The organism is Streptomyces sp. NPDC007872 (genome assembly GCF_042868165.1).
In the GTDB taxonomy this organism is placed as follows: domain Bacteria; phylum Actinomycetota; class Actinomycetes; order Streptomycetales; family Streptomycetaceae; genus Streptomyces.
Genome location: NZ_JBIAEA010000005.1, coordinates 529,557 through 549,653 on the forward strand (window position 1 = coordinate 529,557; position 20,097 = coordinate 549,653).

Genomic DNA, 20,097 nt, shown 5'->3' on the forward strand with positions numbered 1-20,097 from the left:
GGCCGTCCCGGGCTCGCCGGGGACGAGGGGGGTCTCCTGCCCGTCCGTGGCGGTCGCCGTCTTCTCCGTCACGCGCCCACCCCTTGCCTCCGCAGTTCCTTCGCCAGTCGGTAGAGCCCCGCGATGTCTCCCCCGTCGCCCAGGTACGGCAGCTCGTACGCCGGGACGCCGACGCCGTCCAGGACGGTGCGCTGCGCCCGCTCCAGCTCCACCCGCCGGGCGTGCTCGGCCGCTTGGTCGAGGAGCGGCTCGACCAGGCGCGCGGAGCCCGCGACGCCGACGGAGGCCAGGGTCTTCGCGATCGCCTCCCGGTGGTCGCCGGAGGCGGCCCGTACCGCCGCGGTGTCGAGGACGTGGGGCCGGACCATGTTCACCACGACCCGCCCCACCGGCAGTTCGGCCGCGCGCAGCTCCGCGATGCCGTCCGCCGTCTCCTGGACCGGCATCTCCTCCAGGAGGGTCACCAGGTGGACCGCCGTCTCGGGGGACTTGAGGACCCGCATGACGGCCTGCGCCTGGTTGTGTATCGGGCCGATCCTGGCCAGGCCCGCCACCTCGTCGTTGACGTTCAGGAAGCGGGTGATGCGGCCGGTGGGCGGCGCGTCCATGACCACGTGGTCGTAGGTCGGGCGGCCGTCCTTCTCCCGCCGCCGGACCGCCTCGCACGCCTTGCCGGTCAGCAGGACGTCCCGTACGCCCGGGGCGATCGTCGTCGCGAAGTCGATCGCGCCGAGCTTCTTCAGGGCCCGCCCCGCGCTGCCCAGCTTGTAGAACATCTGGAGGTAGTCGAGGAGCGCGCGCTCGGCGTCGATCGCCAGCGCGTACACCTCCCCGCCGCCCGGGGCGACGGCGATCTTGCGCTCCTCGTACGGAAGCGCCTCCGTCTCGAAGAGCTGTGCGATGCCCTGCCTGCCTTCGACCTCGACGAGGAGGGTCCGCTTCCCCTCCGTCGCGAGGGCGAGGGCGAGGGCGGCGGCGACCGTCGTCTTACCGGTACCGCCCTTGCCGCTGACGACCTGGAGCCTGCTCACGCTGTCGAGCCTAACCACTGGCGGCCGCGCCCAATCAGGAGGCCGCCCCCGAGAACCTCCCCAGGGGCCGCCTCGGGGTCGCGCGGGAGAGCCCTCGCAGACCCCCTCCGGGACCCCTCGGAGAGCCGCCTCGGGAAGCCGCCCCCCGGCAGCGGATACAGTCGGGCCCATGACCAAGTGGGAGTACGTCACGGTGCCGCTTCTGGTGCACGCGACCAAGCAGATTCTGGACACCTGGGGCGAGGACGGCTGGGAGCTCGTCCAGGTCGTGCCCGGGCCGAACAACCCCGAGCAGCTCGTGGCCTACCTGAAGCGGCCCAAGTCGTGAGCGGGGCCGTCGAGGCGAAGCTCGCCGAGCTGGGCCTGACCCTGCCGGAGGTCGTGCCGCCGCTGGCCGCGTACCAGCCGGCCGTGCAGTCGGGCGTGTACGTCTACACCTCGGGCCAGCTCCCGATGGTGGCCGGCAAGCTTCCGGTGACCGGCAAGGTCGGCGCCGAGGTCACCGCCGAGGAGGCCAAGCAGCTCGCCGCCACGTGCGCGCTCAACGCCCTCGCGGCCGTGAAGTCGGTCGCCGGTGACCTCGACCGCGTCAAGCGCGTCGTGAAGGTCGTCGGCTTCGTCGCCTCCGCCGCCGACTTCACCGGGCAGCCGGGCGTGATCAACGGCGCCAGCGAGCTGCTCGGCGCCGTCCTCGGCGAGAAGGGCGTGCACGCGCGCAGCGCCGTCGGCGTGGCCGTGCTGCCGCTCGACGCGCCCGTCGAGGTCGAGGTCCAGGTCGAGCTGACCGAGGCCTGACCGCCCCGCGGGCAGTACGCGTGAACGGCCGGCCGCCCCCACCGGGGCGACCGGCCTTCGCGCGCGTGGTGCCCCTGTGCCTTTCGGGAGCGTGGGTGTGGGTCCCCCGCGTCTTGTCGGGCCCGCGTCCTGCGGTCCCCCGTGCGTGGCACCCCCGTGGCCTCTCGGACCCGTGCGTGGCACCCCGTACGCCTTGCGCCCCCACGCGCGTGGCACACCTTCCGCTTCCGCCCCCGCGCGTGGCGCCTCCCCGCCTTCCCGCCCCGTGCCTTCCGGCCCCCGTCCCGGCTCGCCCTCGTGCATTCCCGTCCTTGCGCATAGCATCCGGCCATGTCGAATGGTCAGTCGAAGCAGTCGAACGGACAGTGGTACCCGCCGGAGTGGCCCGACCGCATCCGCGCCCTCGCCGCCGGTGAGCTGACCCCGGTGGTGCCCCGGCGCGCCGCCACCGTCCTGCTCCTGCGGGACGGGGGAGCCGGGCCCGACGTCCACATGCTGCGCCGCCGCACCTCGATGGCCTTCGCGGGCGGCGCGTACGCCTACCCCGGCGGCGGCGTCGACCCGCGCGACGAGCACCCGGTGCGCTGGGCGGGTCCGTCCCGGGAGACCTGGGCGGCCCGGCTCGGCCTCGACGACCCTGCGGAGGCCCAGGCCGTGGTCTGCGCCGCCGTGCGCGAGACGTACGAGGAGGCGGGCGTGCTGCTCGCCGGGGAGACCGAGGACGGGGTCGTCGGGGACACGACCGGCGAGGACTGGGAGCGGGACCGGGAGGCGCTCGTCGCCCGCGAGCTGTCCTTCGCCGACTTCCTCGACCGGCGCGGGCTCGTCCTGCGCTCCGACCTGCTCGGCGCCTGGGCCCGCTGGATCACGCCCGAGTTCGAGCAGCGCCGGTACGACACCTGGTTCTTCGTGGCCGCCCTCCCGGCCGGCCAGCGGACCCGGAACGCCTCCACCGAGGCCGACCGCACGGTCTGGATCCGCCCGGCGGAGGCCGCCGCCGGCTACGACCGGGGCGAGCTGCTCATGATGCCGCCGACGATCTCCACCCTGCGCACCCTGGAGCCGTACGGGACGGCCTCCGAGGCCCTCGCGGCGGCGGAGGCGCGGGATCTGGCCCCGGTGCTCGCCCAGGCGCGCCTGGAGGGCGAGGAGCTGGTCCTGAGCTGGCCGGGCCACGAGGAGTTCACCAAGATCGTCCCGGCCGGAGGCGCGCGATGAGCGACGCCGCCGCCCTGCCCGGGCAGCCGCGCGGGCTCGTGGTCACCGGGCCCGCGACCGACCGCGCCGTGAACGTCCTGGCGCCCAACCCGTCCGCCATGACCCTCGACGGCACCAACACCTGGCTGCTCTCCGAGCCCGGCTCGGACCTGGCCGTCGTCGTCGACCCCGGCCCGCTCGACGAGGGCCACCTGCGGAACGTGATCGACACCGCCGGGAAGCTCGGCAAGCGGGTCGCGCTCACCCTCCTCACCCACGGCCACCCGGACCACGCGGAGGGCGCCGGGCGCTTCGCCGAGCTGACCCGGACGCCCGTGCGCGCCCTCGACCCGGCGCTCCGGCTCGGCGACGAGGGACTCGGCGAGGGGGACGTGGTGACGGTCGGCGGCCTGGAGCTGCGGGTCGTCCCGACGCCCGGCCACACCTCGGACTCGCTCTCCTTCCACCTCCCCGCCGACCGGGCGGTCCTGACCGGCGACACGATCCTGGGGCGCGGGACGACGATGGTCGCGCACCCGGACGGGCGCCTCGGGGACTACCTGGACTCGCTGCGGCGGCTGCGCTCGCTGACCGTCGACGACGGGGTGCGCACGGTCCTGCCGGGCCACGGGCCGGTCCTGGAGGACGCGCAGGGGGCCGTGGAGTTCTACCTCGCGCACCGGGCGAGCCGGCTCGCCCAGGTCGAGACGGCGGCCGAGAACGGCCTCCGCACGGCGCCGGAGGTCGTCGCCCACGTGTACGCGGACGTGGACCGCTCCCTGTGGCCGGCGGCCGAGCTGTCGGTGCGGGCGCAGTTGGAGTACCTGCGGGAGCGCGGGCTGATCTGAGGGGCGCAGGGCCTTTCGGGGACCTGGAAGGGGCACGCCCGCGCGTGGGGGCGTGCCGGGCGGAAGGGTCCTCGTGTCACGATCCTGAACCAGGAGGTGCCCCGGGTCTCAACCCCCGGCGACCCGTGTTTTACGCTCCCTTTACATCTGGTCGTGGCTCCGGCCATAGCTTTCGGGGGGAACGCCTGTGTTCGTCGTCGCCATCCTGCTGTTCATAGCCGCAGTGGTGCTCTACTTCGTCGCCCGCGCGCAGGACTCGAAGGGGCTGAAGCTCGGCGCCCTCGGCGCCGTGATCGCCGGTCTCTTCTCGCTGATCACGAGCATGACGTACGTGATCAGCGCGTACGAGGTCGGTGTGCCGGTCGCCTTCGGCAAGGTCGGCACGCCCATGACCTCGGGCCTGCACCTGAAGTCGCCGTTCACCAACGTCACCACCTTCTCCACCCGCCCCGTCGACCTCAACCTCTCCGACAAGGACGTGGTCGAGGTCCGCTCCTCGCAGGGCGGTGTCATGTACGCCGAGGTGACCGTGAAGTGGGCGGTCGTCCCGGGCAAGTCCGTCGAGCTCTACAAGCTCGCGGGCAGCGAGGACGCCATCCAGCAGCGGCTCGTCTTCCCGGACAGCCGCGAGATCGTCCGCAACGTCTTCGCCCGCTACACGAGCGAGCAGGGCTACGCCTCCGACCGCGAGAAGATCAACGCGGAGATCGCCACCCTGGTCAAGGAGCGCCTGGCCCCGCGCGGCATCGACGTGACCACGGTCAACCTGCGCAACGTGAAGCCCTCGGAGGCGCTCCAGGGCCAGATCGACCGCAAGATCCAGCAGCAGCAGGCCACCGAGCGGGCCACCGAGGCCGCCCGCACCGCCAAGGCCGAGTCCGACCGGCGCCGGATCGAGGCGGAGGGCATCGCCCGCGCCAACAAGATCCTCAACGACTCGCTGACGGACAAGGTCCTGATGAACCAGTGCATCGACGCCTTCAAGGAGGCGGCGGCGAAGAACCCGGTCTACACCGTGCCCTGCGCGAACGGCGCCTCGGCCCCGGTGATCGTGGACGGTTCGAAGCGCTGATCCCGCACTGACCGACCGTACGCGCGTACGCACGCGGAAGGCCGCCCCCGTGGACCGGGGGCGGCCTTTTCCGTACGTACGCGCGCGTGCTCGGGTCGTCTACCGCGAGCGCTTCGCGAGGCGCTCCACGTCGAGGAGGATCACGGCGCGGGCCTCCAGGCGCAGCCAGCCGCGCTGGGCGAAGTCCGCGAGCGCCTTGTTGACCGTCTCGCGGGAGGCGCCGACGAGCTGGGCCAGCTCCTCCTGGGTGAGGTCGTGGACGACGTGGATGCCCTCCTCCGACTGCACGCCGAAGCGGCGCGACAGGTCGAGGAGCGCGCGGGCGACACGGCCCGGCACGTCGGAGAAGACCAGGTCGGACATCTGGTCGTTGGTTTTGCGCAGGCGGCGGGCGACCGCGCGCAGCAGCGCGGTGGCCACCTCGGGGCGCGCGTTCAGCCAGGGCTGGAGGTCGCCGTGGCCCAGGCCGAGCAGCTTGACCTCGGTCAGCGCGGTCGCGGTGGCGGTGCGCGGGCCCGGGTCGAAGAGGGACAGCTCGCCGATGAGCTCGCCGGGGCCGAGGACGGCCAGCATGTTCTCGCGGCCGTCGGGGGAGGTGCGGTGCAGCTTCACCTTGCCCTCGGTGACCACGTACAGGCGGTCGCCGGGGTCGCCCTCGTGGAAGAGCGCGTCGCCACGGGCGAGCGTCGCCTCACTCATCGAGGCGCGCAGCTCGGCAGCCTGCTCGTCATCGAGCGCCGCGAAGAGCGGGGCGCGCCGCAGAACGTCGTCCACGAGTTCTCTCCATACTGTCGACCTGCTCACGGGATCCGGATCCCATGATGCCGGACGTACAAAACAGTGCGATCAATCACAACAAGTTTGACGCACCGCGCCGCACTTCCGTACGTCAGGGGCCCGATCGGGGGCTGATCGGCCGTGCCCGGGGCAGATGTCGGTGGCGGCCCCTAGGCTGGCCGCGTGTCCAACTCGCCGGTGAGAGCGCAGGCCAAGGGGGCTGTAAGAGTGTCGGCCGAAAGTAATTCCGCCGTGGGCGAACACGGTGCGTCGAAACGGGTGAAGGCGACAAATCGGAAGTCTGCGTCCGAGCCGGGAAGCGCGGCCGCACCCCGACCGAGCAAGCCCGAGACGGCCCGCGCCGCCACGTCCGAGACGGCCCGCGCCGCCAAGTCCGGGTCGAGCCGCGCCGCCAAGCCCGAGACGAGCCGCGCCGCCAAGCCCGAGTCGCGGCTCGCGATGGTCCGCCGGGCGCGCCGGATCAACCGCGAGCTGGCCGAGGTCTATCCGTACGCCCACCCGGAGCTCGACTTCCGCAACTCCTTCGAGCTGCTCGTCGCCACGGTCCTCTCGGCCCAGACCACCGACCTGAGGGTCAACCAGACCACCCCCGCCCTCTTCGCGAAGTACCCCACGCCCGAGGACCTCGCCGCCGCCGTGCCCGAGGAGGTCGAGGAGCTGATCCGGCCGACCGGTTTCTTCCGCGCCAAGACGAAGTCGATCATGGGCCTCTCCGCCGCCCTCAGGGACGACTTCGGCGGCGAGGTGCCCGGCCGCCTGGAGGACCTCGTCAAGCTCCCCGGCGTCGGCCGCAAGACCGCCTTCGTCGTCCTCGGGAACGCCTTCGGGGTCCCCGGCATCACCGTCGACACCCACTTCATGCGCCTCGCCCGGCGCTGGAAGTGGACCGAGTCGGACGACCCGGTGAAGATCGAGGCCGAGGTCGCCACGATCTTCCCGAAGAGCGAATGGACCATGCTCTCCCACCGGGTGATCTTCCACGGCCGCCGCATCTGCCACGCCCGCAAGCCCGCGTGCGGCGCCTGTCCGATCACCCACCTCTGCCCGTCGTACGGGGAGGGCGAGACCGATCCCGAGAAGGCGGCGAAGCTGCTCAAGTACGAGAAGGGCGGCTTCCCCGGCCAGCGGCTCAACCCGCCGCCCGGCTACCCGGGCCGCCCGGCGCCGCCCCTGGGCGCGAGCGGCTGAGCCCGGCGAGCCACCGCACGCACCGGCGAGCCACCCGCACGCCTCGGCGAGCACCCGCACGCCCCCGGCGAGCCACCACCCGCCCCCGGCCGGGGAGAGGCCCCGACCCGGGAACGATCCCGTCCGTCCATCGCGTTGTGAACCAACGGGGGTGCCTATGACGCGCACTGAAGAAGAGACCCAGGGGCACGAGCCCCACGGGTACGAGGCCCGCGGGCTCGGCACCGGCGGCCTCGTCAGCCGCGACGGCCTGCCCGCCTGGCTCGCCCCCGTCGACCGGGCCGCCCGCACCGTCCGGCCCGAGCAGTTGAGCCGCTTCCTGCCGCCCGCGAGCGGGGACGGCCGCCAGTCCGCCGTCCTCGTCCTCTTCGGCGAGGGCGCGCGGGGCCCCGAACTGCTCCTCATGGAGCGCGCCGGCACCCTCCGCTCGCACGCCGGGCAGCCCTCCTTCCCCGGCGGCGCCCTCGACCCCGAGGACGGCGCCCCCGAGGACGGCGGACTGCTGCGCGCCGCCCTGCGCGAGGCCCAGGAGGAGACCGGGCTCGACCCCGCCGGAGTCCAGCTCTTCGGCGTGCTGCCCCGCCTCTACATCCCGGTCAGCCGCTTCGTCGTCACCCCGGTCCTCGGCTGGTGGCGCGCCCCGAGCCCGGTCGACGCCGTCGACCCCGGGGAGACCGCCCGCGTCTTCACCGTGCCCGTGGCGGATCTCACGGACCCCGCCAACCGCGCGACCACCGTCCACCCCAGCGGCCACAAAGGCCCGGCGTTCCTGGTCGAATCCGCCCTGGTCTGGGGTTTCACCGCCGGAGTGATCGACCGGATCCTCCACTTCGCCGGCTGGGAGCTGCCCTGGGACAGGTCCAGACAGGTCCCGCTCGACTGGCGCTCATGACAGGCTGACCCCGGGGCGACCGGAAACGAATCTGCGAGGCTATTGACGGTGAACGTGCTGGACATCTTGTTGCTGCTCGCCGCCGTGTGGTTCGCGATCATCGGTTACCGCCAGGGATTCGTCGTCGGCATCCTCTCCGTGATCGGATTCCTCGGTGGCGGTCTCGTCGCCGTCCTGCTGCTCCCGGTCCTCTGGAACGAGCTGACCGACAACAGCGAGGTCTCCACCACGGCGACGGTCGTCTTCGTGATGATCGTCATCGTCTGCGCCTCCGTCGGCCAGGCCTTCACCACCCACCTCGGCAACAAGCTCCGCCGGCACATCACCTGGTCGCCCGCGCGCGCGCTCGACGCCACGGGCGGCGCCCTGGTCAACGTCGTCGCGATGCTGCTCGTGGCCTGGCTGATCGGCTCGCTCATCGCCAACACCACGATGCCCACCCTGGGCAAGGAGGTGCGGAGCTCCAAGGTCCTGCTCGGCCTGGAGCGGGTGATGCCGGAACAGGCGTCCGGCTGGTTCGCCGACTTCCGCTCCACCCTGGCCCGCAGCGGCTTCCCGCCGGTCTTCAGCCCCTTCGTCAACGAGCCGATCACCCCGGTCACGCCCCCCGACCCGGCGCTCGCGAACAGCCCGGTCGCCGACCGCGCCCAGCGCTCCATCGTGAAGGTCGTCGGCACCGCGCAGAGCTGCGGCAAGGTCCTCGAAGGCACCGGCTTCGTCTTCGCCGAGCGCCGCATCATGACCAACGCCCACGTCGTCGGCGGCGTCGACGAGCCGACCGTCCAGATAGGCGGCGAGGGCAGGCTCTACGACGCCAAGGTCGTCCTCTACGACTGGCAGCGCGACATCGCCGTCCTGGACGTGCCGGACCTCAAGGCCCCGCCGCTCGTCTTCACCGACGAGGATGCCCGGAGCGGGGACGGCGCGATCGTCGCCGGTTTCCCCGAGAACGGCGCGTACGACGTGCGCTCGGCGCGCGTCCGCGGCCGGATCAGCGCCGACGGACCCGACATCTACAGCCGGGGCCAGGTGAACAGGGACGTGTACTCGCTGTACGCGACGGTCCGCCAGGGCAACTCCGGCGGCCCGCTCCTCACCGAGGACGGCGAGGTGTACGGCGTGATCTTCGCCCGCTCCCGCGACGACGCGAACACGGGCTACGCCCTGACGGCCGACGAGATCCGCGGGGACGTCGAGCGCGGCCGGACCGCCGTCCAGCAGGTCGACACCCGGGCCTGCGCCCTCTGATCCCCGCGTACTCCCCGTACTCCTTGTGCTGTGCCCCCCGGAGGGCCCCGAAGATCAGTCGCGGGGGTGCCTGAGCCGGGCCGAGACCCAGCGGGCCCGGCGGCGCAGGATGCGCGAGATCCCCACCCCTTGCACGGCGTGCGTACGGCCCGGCTCCGGAGGTCCACCCCTTCCGAGGGGTCCCGGTCCGGCGGCCGAGCCGCGGTCGCGTGCTGTCGTGTCACCGTAGTCGTGCGTCCAGCCCATACCCGGACGTGTGCCCGGGGCCCAAGGTCGGTAACCTCCCCGGAGCCCGCCAATCGGAGTATGCGCCGGGCACATGGCCGTTCGAGGCAACTCCGTTCGTCGGACAGGGGTCCGACGGCGAGTCAGCGGCCCGGCGGGACGGGGTCGACGGTCCGTCAGCGGTCCGGCTCGGGGTCCTTCAGCCAGTTGACGAGCTCCGTGGTGAAGGCCACCGGGTCCTCCTCGTGGGGGAAGTGCCCGAGGCCGTCGAAGAGCCGCCAGCGGTACGGTGCCTCCACGTACTCGCCCGAACCGGCCGCGCTGCGGGTCCGCATCACCGGGTCCAGGGAGCCGTGCAGGTGGAGCGTCGGCACCCGCACCGGCCGCTTCATGCGCCGGTTGAACTGGACGCCGTCCGGACGGGCGAGCGAGCGGACCATCCAGCGGTACGGCTCGATCGAGCAGTGCGCCGTCGACGGGACGAGCATCGCCCGCCGGTACGTCCCGATCGCCTCCTCGTCGACGATCGGCTGCGGCCCCGACCAGTCCCGGATCAACTCCCCCACGAGCGCGGCGTCGTCCGCGACGAGCCGGCGCTCCGGCAGCCACGGCCGCTGGAAGCCCCAGACGTGCGAGCCGGCCCGCGACTGGGCGAAGTCGGAGAGCATCGCCGAACGCCAGCGGCGCGGGTGCGGCATGGAGGAGACCACGAGCCGGCGCACCAGCTTGGGCCGCATCACGGCCGCCGTCCAGGCAAGGTAGCCGCCCAGGTCGTGCCCGACGAGCGCCGCGTCCGGCTCGCCGAGCGAGCGGACGACGCCGGTGATGTCGAGGGCCAGGTTGGCGGGGTCGTAACCCCGGGGGGTGCGGTCGCTGCCGCCGACCCCGCGCAGGTCCATCGCGACGGCCCGGAACCCGGCCTCGGCGAGGGCGGGCAACTGGTGGCGCCAGGTCCACCAGAACTGCGGGAAGCCGTGCAGGAGCAGCACCAGCGGCCCGTCGCCCATCTCGGCGATGTGGAAGCGGGCGCCGTTGGCGGCCACGTCCCGGTGGGTCCACGGCCCGTCGAGCCGTACGGGTCCGCCGCCGGCGGTGCTGCTCTCGGGAAGGGTCATACGGACGAGCGTGCCACAACGGTGCCCTTGTCCTGGTCAACGGAGCCCTTGACCAGGGCCTTGGGCGCCTCGGGACGCGGGTGCGGCTTGACGTTCTGCACGATCGCGGCCGTCTGCTTGGCGGACGCGATGGACTTCTCCGGCGGCTTGACCTTCTTGAACTTGGAGTACGCGAAGAGGCCGAGGAGCCCCGCGAGCAGCACGTTCGCCGTGAAGGAGAGCAGGAAGCACCAGACGAGGTTCCAGCCCCCGTTGCCGTTGTGCCCGCCGGTCCAGGTGTTGATGGCGTACGCGAGGGCGAAGCTCAGCATCGGCAGCGAGAACAGCAGCACCACGGCGGCCGCGATGCCCGCCCCGCTGCCGATCGCGCCCCGCTTGACGTCCTGGCGGATCTCGGCCTTCGCCAGGGCGATCTCGTCGTGCACCAGTGCCGACATCTCGGCGGTCGCCGAGGCGACCAGTTGGCCGAGGCTCGGCTCGCCCTTGTCGTACAGGTCGCTCATCGCTGCTCCCTCTCCTCGTCTACGGTCCGACTCAGATCATGCCGGACGGTCGGCCTCCTCGCTCGATGCCCCCGCCAGTTGGGCGCGCTGTCGGTGTTCGGCGGCCTTCCTCTCGTGGATCGCGGCCATCCGGAGGTGGTATTCCGGGCTGTTCTCCTCGTAGATGTCCGGGATGCCGTCCTCGTCCTCGTCGCGCTCCTCGTCGGCGTAGAGCGCGTCGTACTTCCGCACCCGCAGCTTCAGCAGGACCGTGGCGAGGACGGCCGCGACGAGCGAGCCCGTCAGGACGGCGGCCTTCACCTGGCTGGTGAGCGCGGGGTCCCCGGCGAAGGCGAGCTCGCCGATGAGGAGCGAGACGGTGAAGCCGATCCCGGCGAGGGTGGCGAGGGCGAAGACGTCCGGCCAGTTCAGTTCGGGGTTGAGCTCGGCCCGGGTGAAGCGGGCGGTGAGCCAGGTGCCGCCGAAGATGCCGACGGCCTTGCCGACGACGAGGCCGAGGACGACGCCGAGGGTGACCGGCTGGGTGAAGACGTCCCCGAGCGACTTGCCTGAGACGCTGACGCCGGCGGAGAAGAGGGCGAACAGCGGCACCGCGACACCGGCCGAGAAGGGGCGGACCAGGTGCTCGATGTGCTCGCCGGGGGAGTGCTCCTCGCCCTCCCGGGTGGTGCAGCGCAGCATCAGGCCCATGGCGACGCCGGCGATGGTGGCGTGGACGCCGCTGTTGTACATCAGGCCCCAGATCACCAGGGCGAGCGGCACGTACACGTACCAGCCGCGGACCCCCTTGCGGAGCAGCAGCCAGAAGACGGCGAGGCCGGCGAGGGCGCCGCCGAGCGCGGCGAAGTTCAGGTCCGTGGTGAAGAAGACCGCGATGATCAGGATGGCGAAGAGGTCGTCGACGACGGCGAGGGTGAGCAGGAAGGCGCGCAGCGCGGACGGCAGTGAGGCGCCGATCACGGCGAGGACGGCGAGCGCGAAGGCGATGTCGGTCGCGGTGGGGACGGCCCAGCCGCCGAACGCACCGCCGCCGAGGACGTTGACCAGGGTGTAGACGAGGGCGGGCACGGCCATGCCGCAGAGCGCGGCGACGACGGGGAGCGCGGCGGCCCGGGGGTCGCGCAGCTCGCCCGCGACGAGTTCGCGCTTGAGCTCGACGCCGGCGACGAAGAAGAAGACCGCGAGGAGGCCGTCGGCCGCCCAGTGCTCGACGGAGAGGTCGAGGCCGAGGGCGGCGGGACCGAAGTGGAGGTCCCGCACGGACTCGTAGCTGTCGCTCAGGGGGGAGTTCGCCCAGATCAGGGCGGCGACGGCGGCGAGGAGGAGCAGCACGCCGCCGACGGTCTCGGTGCGCAGGGCGTCGGCGAGGTAGCGGCGCTCGGGCAGGGGGAGCAGGCCGAGGAACTTGCGGTCGGTGGGCGCGGACATGCGGGGGACCTCCGTCGGGCGGGCAGGGCGAAGCACATGCCGACCAGACTTCCCGGCGCACCTGGGTCTTTCTGTCGCGTTTCTGACGCGACCCTCACCCTACCCAAGGAGGCGGTGGGGCATCCGGCGAGAAGCAGCCTAGGGAGTTTTTACCGGTTCGTCCCCTCGGGGAGGCGCGTGGGGGCACGGGGAAGGCCCGCCCCGAGACCGGGGCGGGCCTTCCCTTCGGTGCGTACCGATCCGTACGTACCGCTCGTGCGTACCGGCTGCGGCTCAGTCCTCGCTGGAGGTGGCCGGGAGCTGGGTCTGGATGAGCGACATGACCGAGGAGTCGGTCAGCGTGGTGACGTCGCCCAGCTCCCGGTTCTCCGCCACGTCGCGCAGCAGACGGCGCATGATCTTGCCCGAGCGGGTCTTCGGCAGCTCCGCCACCGGCAGGATCCGCTTCGGCTTGGCGATCGGGCCGAGGGTCGCGCCGACGTGGTTGCGCAGCTCGGCGACGAGGTTGTCGTCCTGGGTCGCGGTGCCGCGCAGGATCACGAAGGCGACGATCGCCTGACCGGTCGTCTCGTCGGCGGCGCCGACGACGGCCGCCTCGGCGACGGCCGGGTGGGAGACGAGGGCCGACTCGACCTCGGTCGTCGAGATGTTGTGGCCCGAGACGAGCATGACGTCGTCGACCCGGCCGAGCAGCCAGATGTCGCCGTCCTCGTCCTTCTTGGCGCCGTCGCCCGCGAAGTACTTGCCCTCGAAGCGGGACCAGTACGTGTCGATGTAGCGCTGGTCGTCGCCCCAGATGGTGCGGAGCATCGACGGCCACGGCTCGGTGAGGACCAGGTAGCCGCCCCCGCCGTTCGGCACCTCGTTGGCCTCGTCGTCCACGACGGTGGCGGCGATGCCCGGCAGCGGGCGCTGGGCGGAGCCCGGCTTGGTCTCGGTGACGCCCGGCAGCGGCGAGATCATCATCGCGCCGGTCTCGGTCTGCCACCAGGTGTCCACGATCGGGGTCTTGCCGGCGCCGATGTGCTCGCGGTACCAGACCCAGGCCTCGGGGTTGATCGGCTCGCCGACCGAGCCGAGGACGCGCAGGCTCGACAGGTCGAACTTCGCGGGGATGTCGTCGCCCCACTTCATGAACGTGCGGATCGCGGTCGGCGCCGTGTAGAGGATCGTGACGCCGTACTTCTGCACGATCTCCCAGAACCGGCCCTGGTGCGGAGTGTCCGGGGTGCCCTCGTACATGACCTGCGTCGCGCCGTTGGCCAGCGGGCCGTAGACGATGTACGAGTGCCCGGTGACCCAGCCGATGTCGGCGGTGCACCAGTAGACGTCGCTCTCCGGCTTGAGGTCGAAGACGGCGTGGTGGGTGTAGGCGGCCTGGGTGAGGTAGCCGCCGGAGGTGTGCAGGATGCCCTTCGGCTTCCCCGTGGTGCCCGAGGTGTAGAGGATGAAGAGCGGGTGCTCCGCCTCGAAGGCCTCCGGGGTGTGCTCGGCGGACTGGCGGGCGACGATGTCGTCCCACCAGACGTCGCGGCCCTCGGTGAAGGCGGTGTCCTGGCCCGTGCGGCGGACCACGAGGACGTGCTCGACCTGCGGACACTTGGCGACGGCCTCGTCGATGGCCGGCTTGAGGGCGCTCGGCTTGCCGCGGCGGTAGCCGCCGTCGGCGGTCACGACCAGCTTGGCGTCGGCGTCCTGGATCCGGGAGGCCACGGCGTCGGCCGAGAAGCCGCCGAAGACCACCGAGTGGGCGGCGCCGACGCGGGCGCAGGCCAGCATCGTGACGGCCGCCTCGGGGATCATCGGCAGGTAGACGGCGACCCGGTCGCCCTTGCGGACGCCCAGCTCGGTCAGGGCGTTGGCGGCCCGGGAGACCTCGTCCTTGAGCTCGGCGTAGGTGATCGCGCGGCTGTCGCCCGGCTCGCCCTCGAAGTGGATGGCGACCCGGTCGCCGTGCCCGGCCTCGACGTGCCGGTCGACGCAGTTGTACGCCACGTTCAGCTCGCCGTCCGCGAACCACTTGGCGAACGGCGGGTTCGACCAGTCCAGGGTCTCGGTCGGTTCGGTGGCCCAGGTCAGCCGCTTGGCCTGCTCGGCCCAGAAACCCAGCCGGTCCGCCTTGGCCTGCTCGTACGCCTCCGCCGTCACATTGGCGTCCGCAGCCAGCTCGGCGGGCGGCGCGAAGCGGCGCTCCTCGCGGAGCAGATTGGCCAGGCTTTCGTTGCTCACGACATCTCCCTTTCCCAGGGCGTCCTCTGTGCGTATGTGTCCCGCGTCATAGCTCATCAGTCAGATGCCCGGGTGACAAGAGCAACCAGGAAATTGGTTTAGACCTGTGGGTGGCTCGACGTGGGTGGCCCCTTCTTCCCGAGCGGTGGGAGAAGGGGCCACACAGTCTCACGGACGGACGGTGCCGATGGTTCAGGGCGCGTGCGGCCCGGCGACGTGCGCCGGAGGGCGTGCGCCCTGGCGGCGGGGCCCTGGGAGGGGGCGCCTGGGCGAGAGGAGGTGTCTGGGCGGGAAGGGGTGTCCGGGCGGGGGAAGGTGCCCGGATGAGGGAGGCGCCCGCCCGGAAGGGAGTGCCCGCTCAGGAGGCGCGCGCTGTTTCCAGGCAGGCCGTCGGGCCTGTGGCCGCCTCGGCCTCCGCGTCGGCCTCCGGCCCGTTCTCCGGCCCGTTCTCCGGTCCGGTCCCCGGCCCGGCCGGCAGGGCGGTCGGCATGACGCGGGTGAAGACGTCGTCGTAGGCGTCGTGGCCGTGCGGCTCGTCCGTACCGCTGAGCAGGTACGCCTGCGCCTCGCCCACGTGGAAGTACATCCCGTGCAGCGTGAGGCTGCCGTCGGCGAGCCGGCGGGCCACCGGCTCGTACGCCCGCAGGTGCTCCAACTGCTGGACGACGTTGGTCAGACAGAGCTGCTCGACCGCGTCGGCCGGCAGGCGCCCCGCGATCCGGGCCCAGGCATGACGTCTGCTCGCCATCCGCTCCAGGCTGGGCCGGCCGTGCCGGAGCCAGCGGCGCAGCGGGGACGCCGGATCGTCCGGGCCGGCGTTCATGAGGGCCTGCATCGCGCCGCAGCCGGAGTGGCCGCAGACGGTGATCGACTCGACCCGCAGCACCTCCACCGCGTACTCGATCGCCGCCGCCACCGAGTCGTCCCCGCTCTCCTCGCCGGGGAGCGGGACGAGGTTGCCGACGTTGCGCACGGTGAAGAGGTCGCCGGGGCCGCTCGCCGTGATCATGCTGGTGACCAGGCGGGAGTCGGCGCAGGTCAGGAAGAGCTGCGAGGGACGCTGGCCCTCCCGGGCGAGCCGGGCCAGCTCGTCCCGTACGAGCGGAGCGGTGTTCCGCTGGAACTTGCCGATGCCGCTCGCCAGCTTCAGCCCCGGCGCGGGCCGGTCCGCCGCTGTCTCGCCGGACTCCTGCCGCTCGGCCGGCGGCTCCCCGCACTGGTGGTTGTGCCAGGGGGTCCAGGGGCGGCAACAGGAGTGCGGGGCCGCGCCGGGGGAGGGCTCGGCGATCCGGGTCCCGGAGGGCCCGGTCGTCTCGACCTTGCCGCCGTGGGCGAGGTGCCCGGACGTCCAGTCGCTCAGCGTCTCGTACGCCGCGTGGTCCATGAAGGACCCGTCCAGCTCGACCACCACGTCGGAACCGGGAGGCAGTTGGTGCAGGGCCCGGCTCAGACGGGGCACGGCGAGGAAGGTCAGTTGGCCCCGGACGCGCAGCAGTTGGCGCCCGTCGCGCTCCTCGCGGGTGATCCGGGTGCGGGTGAGCCGGTGCAGGGCGACCGCGACGGCCACGCCGATGCCGAGGGCCACGCCCTCCAGGATGCCGATGAGGACGACTCCGGCCAGCGTCACCACGTAGACGACGACTTCACGGTGACGGGTGACGGTGCGGATGTGGGTGATGCTGACCATCTGGATGCCGACCACCATCACGAGGGCGGCGAGCGCGGGCAGCGGGATCAGGTCGAGCACGGGCACGAGCAGCAGGGCGGCGAGCACGATCCACAGGCCGTGCAGCATGGTGGAGGCGCGGCTCACCGCGCCCGCCGAGACGTTGGCGACGCTGCGGACCGCGACCCCGGCGACCGGCAGGCCGCCGAGCGCGCCGGAGACCACGTTCGCCATGCCCTGGCCGGCGAGTTCGCGGTCGAGGGCGGTGCGCGGGATGCCCAGGCCGTGGTCCGGGCGGGCGGCGACGAGCTTGTCGACCGCGACGGCGGAGAGCAGCGACTGCACGCTGGTGACGAGGGTGATCGTGAGGACGCCGGCGGCGATGCCGAGGACCGGCCCCTCGGGCATCCCCGGCAGGGCGTGGCTGCTCCAGGACGGCAGGTCGACGCGGGGCACGGCGAGACCGGCGAGCACGGCCACCGCCGTCGCGCCCGCCACCGCGACGAGCGCGGCCGGGGCCTTGCGCAGGAGTCTTCCGGCGCGGCCCGGCAGGCGCGGCCAGCAGAGCAGCGCGGCCACGGTGAGCGCGCTGATGGCGAACGAGGCCGGCTGGACGTGCGCCAACTGGGCGGGCAGACCCAGGGCGTTGTCCACGGCGGAGCTCTGGGGGGTGCCGCCGAGCACGATGTGCAGTTGCGCGAGGGCGATGGTGACACCGATGCCGCCCAGCATGCCGTGCACGATCGCGGGCGAGACGGCGAGCGCGGAGCGGGCCACGCGCAGGGCGGACAGGCCGAGTTGGGCGAGCCCGGCGAGGACGGTGATGGCGCAGGTGGTGCGCCAGCCGTAGAGCCGGATGAGCTCGGCGGTCACGACGGTGAGGCCGGCGGCGGGGCCGCTCACCTGGAGCGGGGAGCCGCCGAAGCGGCCGGCGACGAGTCCGCCGACGGCGGCGGCGACCAGGCCGGCCTGGAGCGGGGCTCCGGTGGCGAGCGCGATGCCGAGCGAGAGCGGCAGCGCGATCAGGAAGACGGCGATCGACGCGGACACGTCGACGGAGGCGATGCGGAAGCGGCGCGGCCCCTCCGGGGGGCTGTGCGGCCGCTGGACGCGGGGTCGGGTGGTCGTGCGGTCAGGGGTGCAGAGGGTCATGTTCCCGTCTCCTCCGGGGCGGCGCGGTCGCGGCTCGTGCGGGACGAACGCGGGGCTCGCGGCCGTGGGTCACGGCGTACAGCGGCGGGATGTGCGCTAGGGGCCTCTCGACGCGAGGCCCTTCGAAGAAATCATCAACGCTCGGTAAATGGATCGTAATGGAGAGTAAAGATCCTGGCAGTACTTTCCGGGCAAATGGTGCAGTGGTTCACCTGTTCTGGTGATTAGTGCGTATTACTCCGCTTGTCGTTTCATCTGCCCGGCCGTCGCGGTGCGACGTTGACGCCGCTCGCACGGAACCGAGGAGAGGTGGGCGGATGACTGCCGCCGGGAGAAGGACCACTGCCCAGAAGAGGGTGCTCGCCGCCGGCGCCCTCGCCGTCGCCCTGATCGCCGGCGTCGCCGGCTGCTCGGGCTCCGACGGGGACGCCACGAGGGGAACGCAGGGCGGCGGCCCGGGTGCCAAGAAGGGCCCGGGCGCGGCCCCGCAGACGGTGCCCCGGCTGATCGGCGACGGCTCGACCGCCTTCACCGGCGCCCAGCCGAAGCAGCCGGCCTGGCAGCGCCTCAAGCCGGGGGAGGCCCCGCCGCAGTTCGTGGTCTTCTCGTGGGACGGCGCGGGCGAGGACAGCCAGAAGCTGTTCTCCCACTTCCGCCAGGTGGGCAAGAAGTACAACGCCACCATGACGTACTTCCTCAGCGGCGTGTACCTGCTGCCCGAGGACAAGAAGAAGCTGTACGACCCGCCGCAGCACGGTGCGGGCCGCTCAGACATCGGCTTCAACGACACCGAGGGCATCCGCGCCACCGTCCGCGAACTCCGCGGGGCCTGGCAGGACGGCAACGAGATCGGCACCCACTTCAACGGGCACTTCTGCGGCCCCGACGGCGGTGTCGGCACCTGGTCCGTCGAGGAGTGGAAGAGCGAGATCAACCAGGCCAAGTCCTTCGTCAAGACCTGGAAGACGAACGCCGGCCTGCGCGCCGAGCAGCCGCTGCCCTTCGACTACGACAAGGAGCTCGTCGGCGCCCGCACCCCCTGCCTGGAGGGCCGGAAGAACTTCGTCCAGGCGGCGGCGCAGATGGGCTTCCGCTACGACACCAGCGGCGTCAACGACCAGATCTGGCCCAAGAAGGACCTGGGCCTCTGGGACCTGTCGATGCAGCTCGTGCCCGTCCCCGGCCGCGCCTTCCAGACGCTGTCCATGGACTACAACTTCCTGGTCAACCAGTCCCCCGGCACCACCCAGGGCGACCCCTCCCAGCACCGGTACTGGGGCAACCAGATGCGCGACGGCCTGGTGCAGGCCTTCGAGCGCTCCTACCGGGGCAACCGCGCGCCGCTGATCATCGGCAACCACTTCGAGTCCTGGAACGGCGGCACGTACATGAAGGCCGTCGAGGAGACCATCGCCACCGTCTGCGTGCAGAAGGACGTCAGGTGCGTCTCCTTCCGCCAGCTCGCCGACTGGCTCGACGCCCAGGACCCCGACGTCATCGCCAAGATGCGCGCCCTGAAGGTCGGCGAGGCCCCGGCGGCCGGCTGGAAGCAGTTCCTCTCCGCACCGGCCGCCCCCGCTTCTCCGGCCGCTCCGGCCTCCCGGCCGGCGGAGCCGGTGGGCGCCGCCGCTCCCGCGGCGGGCTGACCCGGCCCGTCGGGCCCGGCGGGAACCGCTACACCGCCAGCGGCTCGCCGAGGACGAAACCGGGGTCGACCTGCGCCGCCAGGTCGACCCCGGTCCTGGCGCTGCCCCAGCTCTCCGCGTTCCGCAGGTGGAAGTGGACCATCTGCCGCGTGTACCGCTCCCAGTCGCGGTGGGCGTACGAGTCGTCCGCCGCGTCCTGGAGGGCCTGGAGCGCCATGCGGTTCTCCGCCTCCAGGAGCTCGAAGCGGGACGGGCGGCCCTTCTCCATCGCCCGGACCCAGTCCGAGTGGCCCACCGTCACGAGCAGGTCCTCTCCGACCTCCTCGCGCAGGAAGTCGAGGTCGTCCGGGCCCTGCACCTTGTTGCCGACGACCTTGAGCGCGACGCCGAAGTCCCGCGCGTACTCCTTGTACTGGCGGTAGACCGAGACCCCCTTGCGGGTCGGCTCCGCCACCAGGAAGGTCATGTCGAAGCGGGTGAAGAGGCCGGAGGCGAAGGAGTCCGAGCCCGCCGTCATGTCGACGACCACGTACTCGTCGGGGCCGTCGACCAGGTGGTTGAGGCAGAGCTCCACCGCGCCGACCTTCGAGTGGTAGCAGGCGACCCCGAGGTCCGACTCGGTGAAGGGGCCGGTCGCCATCAGCCGGACCTCGCCGTCGTCGAGCCGGACCGGACGCGCGCACGCCTCGTACACCGGGTTGTCCTCACGGACCCGCAGCAGCCGGGAGCCCGCCCCGGGCGGCGTCGTCTTGATCATCGTGTCGGCGGAAGTGATCCGCGGGTTGGTGCCCCGCAGGTACTCCTTGATGAGCGGCAGGTGCGCGCCCATCGCGGGCAGCGCGGCGGCCTCCGCCTCGGACAGGCCGAGCGCGGCGCCCAGGTGCTGGTTGATGTCCGCGTCGACGGCGACGACCGGAGCTTCGTTGGCGGTGAGGTGACGGATGAAGAGCGAGGACAGCGTGGTCTTGCCGCTGCCGCCCTTCCCGACGAAAGCGATCTTCATGTTCACCTAGGGTAGCCGCACGATCGCCGCACGTGGTCGGGTTGCGTGAAGAAGACCACTC

The 20,097-nt window shown here is 72.3% G+C and carries 18 protein-coding genes; 9 read left to right on the forward strand and 9 right to left on the reverse strand.

Annotated features, from left to right (window positions below):
* Positions 1 to 68: 68 nt before the first annotated feature.
* On the reverse strand, positions 69 to 1,031 hold the full coding sequence (locus tag ACFYNX_RS21060; RefSeq protein WP_388663203.1) for an ArsA family ATPase: 963 nt from the start codon (positions 1,029 to 1,031) through the stop codon (positions 69 to 71).
* Positions 1,032 to 1,200: 169 nt separating this feature from the next.
* Here ACFYNX_RS21060 and ACFYNX_RS21065 point away from each other — a divergent pair, with 169 nt between their 5' ends.
* The 5 genes from ACFYNX_RS21065 to ACFYNX_RS21085 all read left to right on the forward strand — a co-directional run bounded on the left by ACFYNX_RS21065 (position 1,201) and on the right by ACFYNX_RS21085 (position 4,943).
* Positions 1,201 to 1,359 (forward strand): DUF4177 domain-containing protein, encoded by a 159-nt coding sequence (locus ACFYNX_RS21065; RefSeq protein WP_106969341.1) that lies wholly within the window; start codon positions 1,201 to 1,203, stop codon positions 1,357 to 1,359.
* Complete coding sequence (locus ACFYNX_RS21070; RefSeq protein WP_161373010.1) at positions 1,356 to 1,826, forward strand: RidA family protein; 471 nt, start codon at positions 1,356 to 1,358, stop codon at positions 1,824 to 1,826. Before ACFYNX_RS21065 ends, ACFYNX_RS21070 begins: the two co-directional genes overlap by 4 nt.
* A 330-nt stretch (positions 1,827 to 2,156) precedes the next feature.
* Positions 2,157 to 3,044, forward strand: a complete 888-nt coding sequence (locus ACFYNX_RS21075; protein ID WP_365539352.1) for an NUDIX hydrolase — start codon at positions 2,157 to 2,159, stop codon at positions 3,042 to 3,044.
* Positions 3,041 to 3,871 carry an MBL fold metallo-hydrolase gene (locus ACFYNX_RS21080; RefSeq protein ID WP_125666146.1) on the forward strand — a complete coding sequence of 277 codons (831 nt, stop codon included), beginning with the start codon at positions 3,041 to 3,043 and terminating at the stop codon, positions 3,869 to 3,871. The genes ACFYNX_RS21075 and ACFYNX_RS21080 overlap by 4 nt, the downstream gene beginning before the upstream one ends.
* Before the next feature lie 187 nt (positions 3,872 to 4,058).
* Entirely contained in the window at positions 4,059 to 4,943 is an 885-nt protein-coding gene (locus tag ACFYNX_RS21085) for a prohibitin family protein (protein ID WP_125666148.1), read from the forward strand.
* A 99-nt stretch (positions 4,944 to 5,042) separates the two neighbouring features.
* Here ACFYNX_RS21085 and ACFYNX_RS21090 read toward each other — a convergent pair whose 3' ends face one another.
* Positions 5,043 to 5,717 carry a Crp/Fnr family transcriptional regulator gene (locus ACFYNX_RS21090; RefSeq protein WP_015034542.1) on the reverse strand — a complete coding sequence of 225 codons (675 nt, stop codon included), beginning with the start codon at positions 5,715 to 5,717 and terminating at the stop codon, positions 5,043 to 5,045.
* A gap of 255 nt (positions 5,718 to 5,972) precedes the next feature.
* Between ACFYNX_RS21090 and nth the strand changes: the two genes are divergently transcribed.
* The 3 genes from nth to ACFYNX_RS21105 all read left to right on the forward strand — a co-directional run bounded on the left by nth (position 5,973) and on the right by ACFYNX_RS21105 (position 9,069).
* A complete protein-coding gene (gene nth / locus ACFYNX_RS21095) occupies positions 5,973 to 6,929 on the forward strand; it encodes an endonuclease III (protein WP_388663429.1) in 957 nt (318 codons plus the stop codon).
* Positions 6,930 to 7,086: 157 nt separating this feature from the next.
* Positions 7,087 to 7,821, forward strand: coding sequence for an NUDIX hydrolase (locus tag ACFYNX_RS21100; protein WP_388663208.1), 735 nt, complete (start codon positions 7,087 to 7,089; stop codon positions 7,819 to 7,821).
* Between the two features lie 48 nt (positions 7,822 to 7,869).
* Entirely contained in the window at positions 7,870 to 9,069 is a 1,200-nt protein-coding gene (locus ACFYNX_RS21105) for a MarP family serine protease (protein ID WP_365539339.1), read from the forward strand.
* Positions 9,070 to 9,123: 54 nt separating this feature from the next.
* On the opposite strand, the gene ACFYNX_RS21110 is transcribed toward ACFYNX_RS21105, so the two are convergent.
* From ACFYNX_RS21110 to ACFYNX_RS21135, 6 genes are all read right to left on the reverse strand, one after another.
* Complete coding sequence (locus ACFYNX_RS21110) at positions 9,124 to 9,315, reverse strand: hypothetical protein (protein WP_125664514.1); 192 nt, start codon at positions 9,313 to 9,315, stop codon at positions 9,124 to 9,126.
* Between the two features lie 155 nt (positions 9,316 to 9,470).
* Positions 9,471 to 10,409, reverse strand: coding sequence for an alpha/beta hydrolase (locus ACFYNX_RS21115; protein ID WP_365539336.1), 939 nt, complete (start codon positions 10,407 to 10,409; stop codon positions 9,471 to 9,473).
* The gene (locus ACFYNX_RS21120) at positions 10,406 to 10,912 is read right to left on the reverse strand and encodes a phage holin family protein (RefSeq protein ID WP_388663211.1); all 507 of its coding nucleotides are present in this window, start codon (positions 10,910 to 10,912) and stop codon (positions 10,406 to 10,408) included. The genes ACFYNX_RS21115 and ACFYNX_RS21120 overlap by 4 nt, the downstream gene beginning before the upstream one ends.
* A gap of 36 nt (positions 10,913 to 10,948) precedes the next feature.
* Positions 10,949 to 12,340, reverse strand: a complete 1,392-nt coding sequence (gene nhaA / locus ACFYNX_RS21125) for a Na+/H+ antiporter NhaA (RefSeq protein ID WP_365539330.1) — start codon at positions 12,338 to 12,340, stop codon at positions 10,949 to 10,951.
* Between the two features lie 273 nt (positions 12,341 to 12,613).
* Entirely contained in the window at positions 12,614 to 14,569 is a 1,956-nt protein-coding gene (gene acs / locus ACFYNX_RS21130; RefSeq protein WP_125664522.1) for an acetate--CoA ligase, read from the reverse strand.
* A gap of 358 nt (positions 14,570 to 14,927) precedes the next feature.
* Positions 14,928 to 17,387 (reverse strand): SulP family inorganic anion transporter, encoded by a 2,460-nt coding sequence (locus tag ACFYNX_RS21135; RefSeq protein ID WP_388663214.1) that lies wholly within the window; start codon positions 17,385 to 17,387, stop codon positions 14,928 to 14,930.
* A 317-nt stretch (positions 17,388 to 17,704) separates the two neighbouring features.
* Between ACFYNX_RS21135 and ACFYNX_RS21140 the strand changes: the two genes are divergently transcribed.
* On the forward strand, positions 17,705 to 19,033 hold the full coding sequence (locus tag ACFYNX_RS21140; RefSeq protein ID WP_388663216.1) for a hypothetical protein: 1,329 nt from the start codon (positions 17,705 to 17,707) through the stop codon (positions 19,031 to 19,033).
* A 28-nt stretch (positions 19,034 to 19,061) separates the two neighbouring features.
* Here the strand turns inward: ACFYNX_RS21140 and ACFYNX_RS21145 are convergent, their stop codons facing one another.
* Complete coding sequence (locus tag ACFYNX_RS21145; protein ID WP_365539318.1) at positions 19,062 to 20,036, reverse strand: ATP-binding protein; 975 nt, start codon at positions 20,034 to 20,036, stop codon at positions 19,062 to 19,064.
* Positions 20,037 to 20,097 lie beyond the last annotated feature (61 nt).

Excerpts from the sequence above, each read along its gene's own strand:
- ACFYNX_RS21065 (WP_106969341.1), top strand. The coding sequence starts at position 1,201 with ATGACCAAGTGGGAGTACGTCACGGTGCCGCTTCTGGTGCACGCGACC.
- ACFYNX_RS21075 (WP_365539352.1), top strand. The coding sequence starts at position 2,157 with ATGTCGAATGGTCAGTCGAAGCAGTCGAACGGACAGTGGTACCCGCCG.
- ACFYNX_RS21080 (WP_125666146.1), top strand. The coding sequence starts at position 3,041 with ATGAGCGACGCCGCCGCCCTGCCCGGGCAGCCGCGCGGGCTCGTGGTC.
- ACFYNX_RS21100 (WP_388663208.1), top strand. The coding sequence starts at position 7,087 with ATGACGCGCACTGAAGAAGAGACCCAGGGGCACGAGCCCCACGGGTAC.
- ACFYNX_RS21110 (WP_125664514.1), bottom strand. The coding sequence starts at position 9,315 with ATGGGCTGGACGCACGACTACGGTGACACGACAGCACGCGACCGCGGC.
- ACFYNX_RS21115 (WP_365539336.1), bottom strand. The coding sequence starts at position 10,409 with ATGACCCTTCCCGAGAGCAGCACCGCCGGCGGCGGACCCGTACGGCTC.
- ACFYNX_RS21120 (WP_388663211.1), bottom strand. The coding sequence starts at position 10,912 with ATGAGCGACCTGTACGACAAGGGCGAGCCGAGCCTCGGCCAACTGGTC.
- nhaA (WP_365539330.1), bottom strand. The coding sequence starts at position 12,340 with ATGTCCGCGCCCACCGACCGCAAGTTCCTCGGCCTGCTCCCCCTGCCC.
- ACFYNX_RS21135 (WP_388663214.1), bottom strand. The coding sequence starts at position 17,387 with ATGACCCTCTGCACCCCTGACCGCACGACCACCCGACCCCGCGTCCAG.
- ACFYNX_RS21140 (WP_388663216.1), top strand. The coding sequence starts at position 17,705 with ATGACTGCCGCCGGGAGAAGGACCACTGCCCAGAAGAGGGTGCTCGCC.
- ACFYNX_RS21145 (WP_365539318.1), bottom strand. The coding sequence starts at position 20,036 with ATGAAGATCGCTTTCGTCGGGAAGGGCGGCAGCGGCAAGACCACGCTG.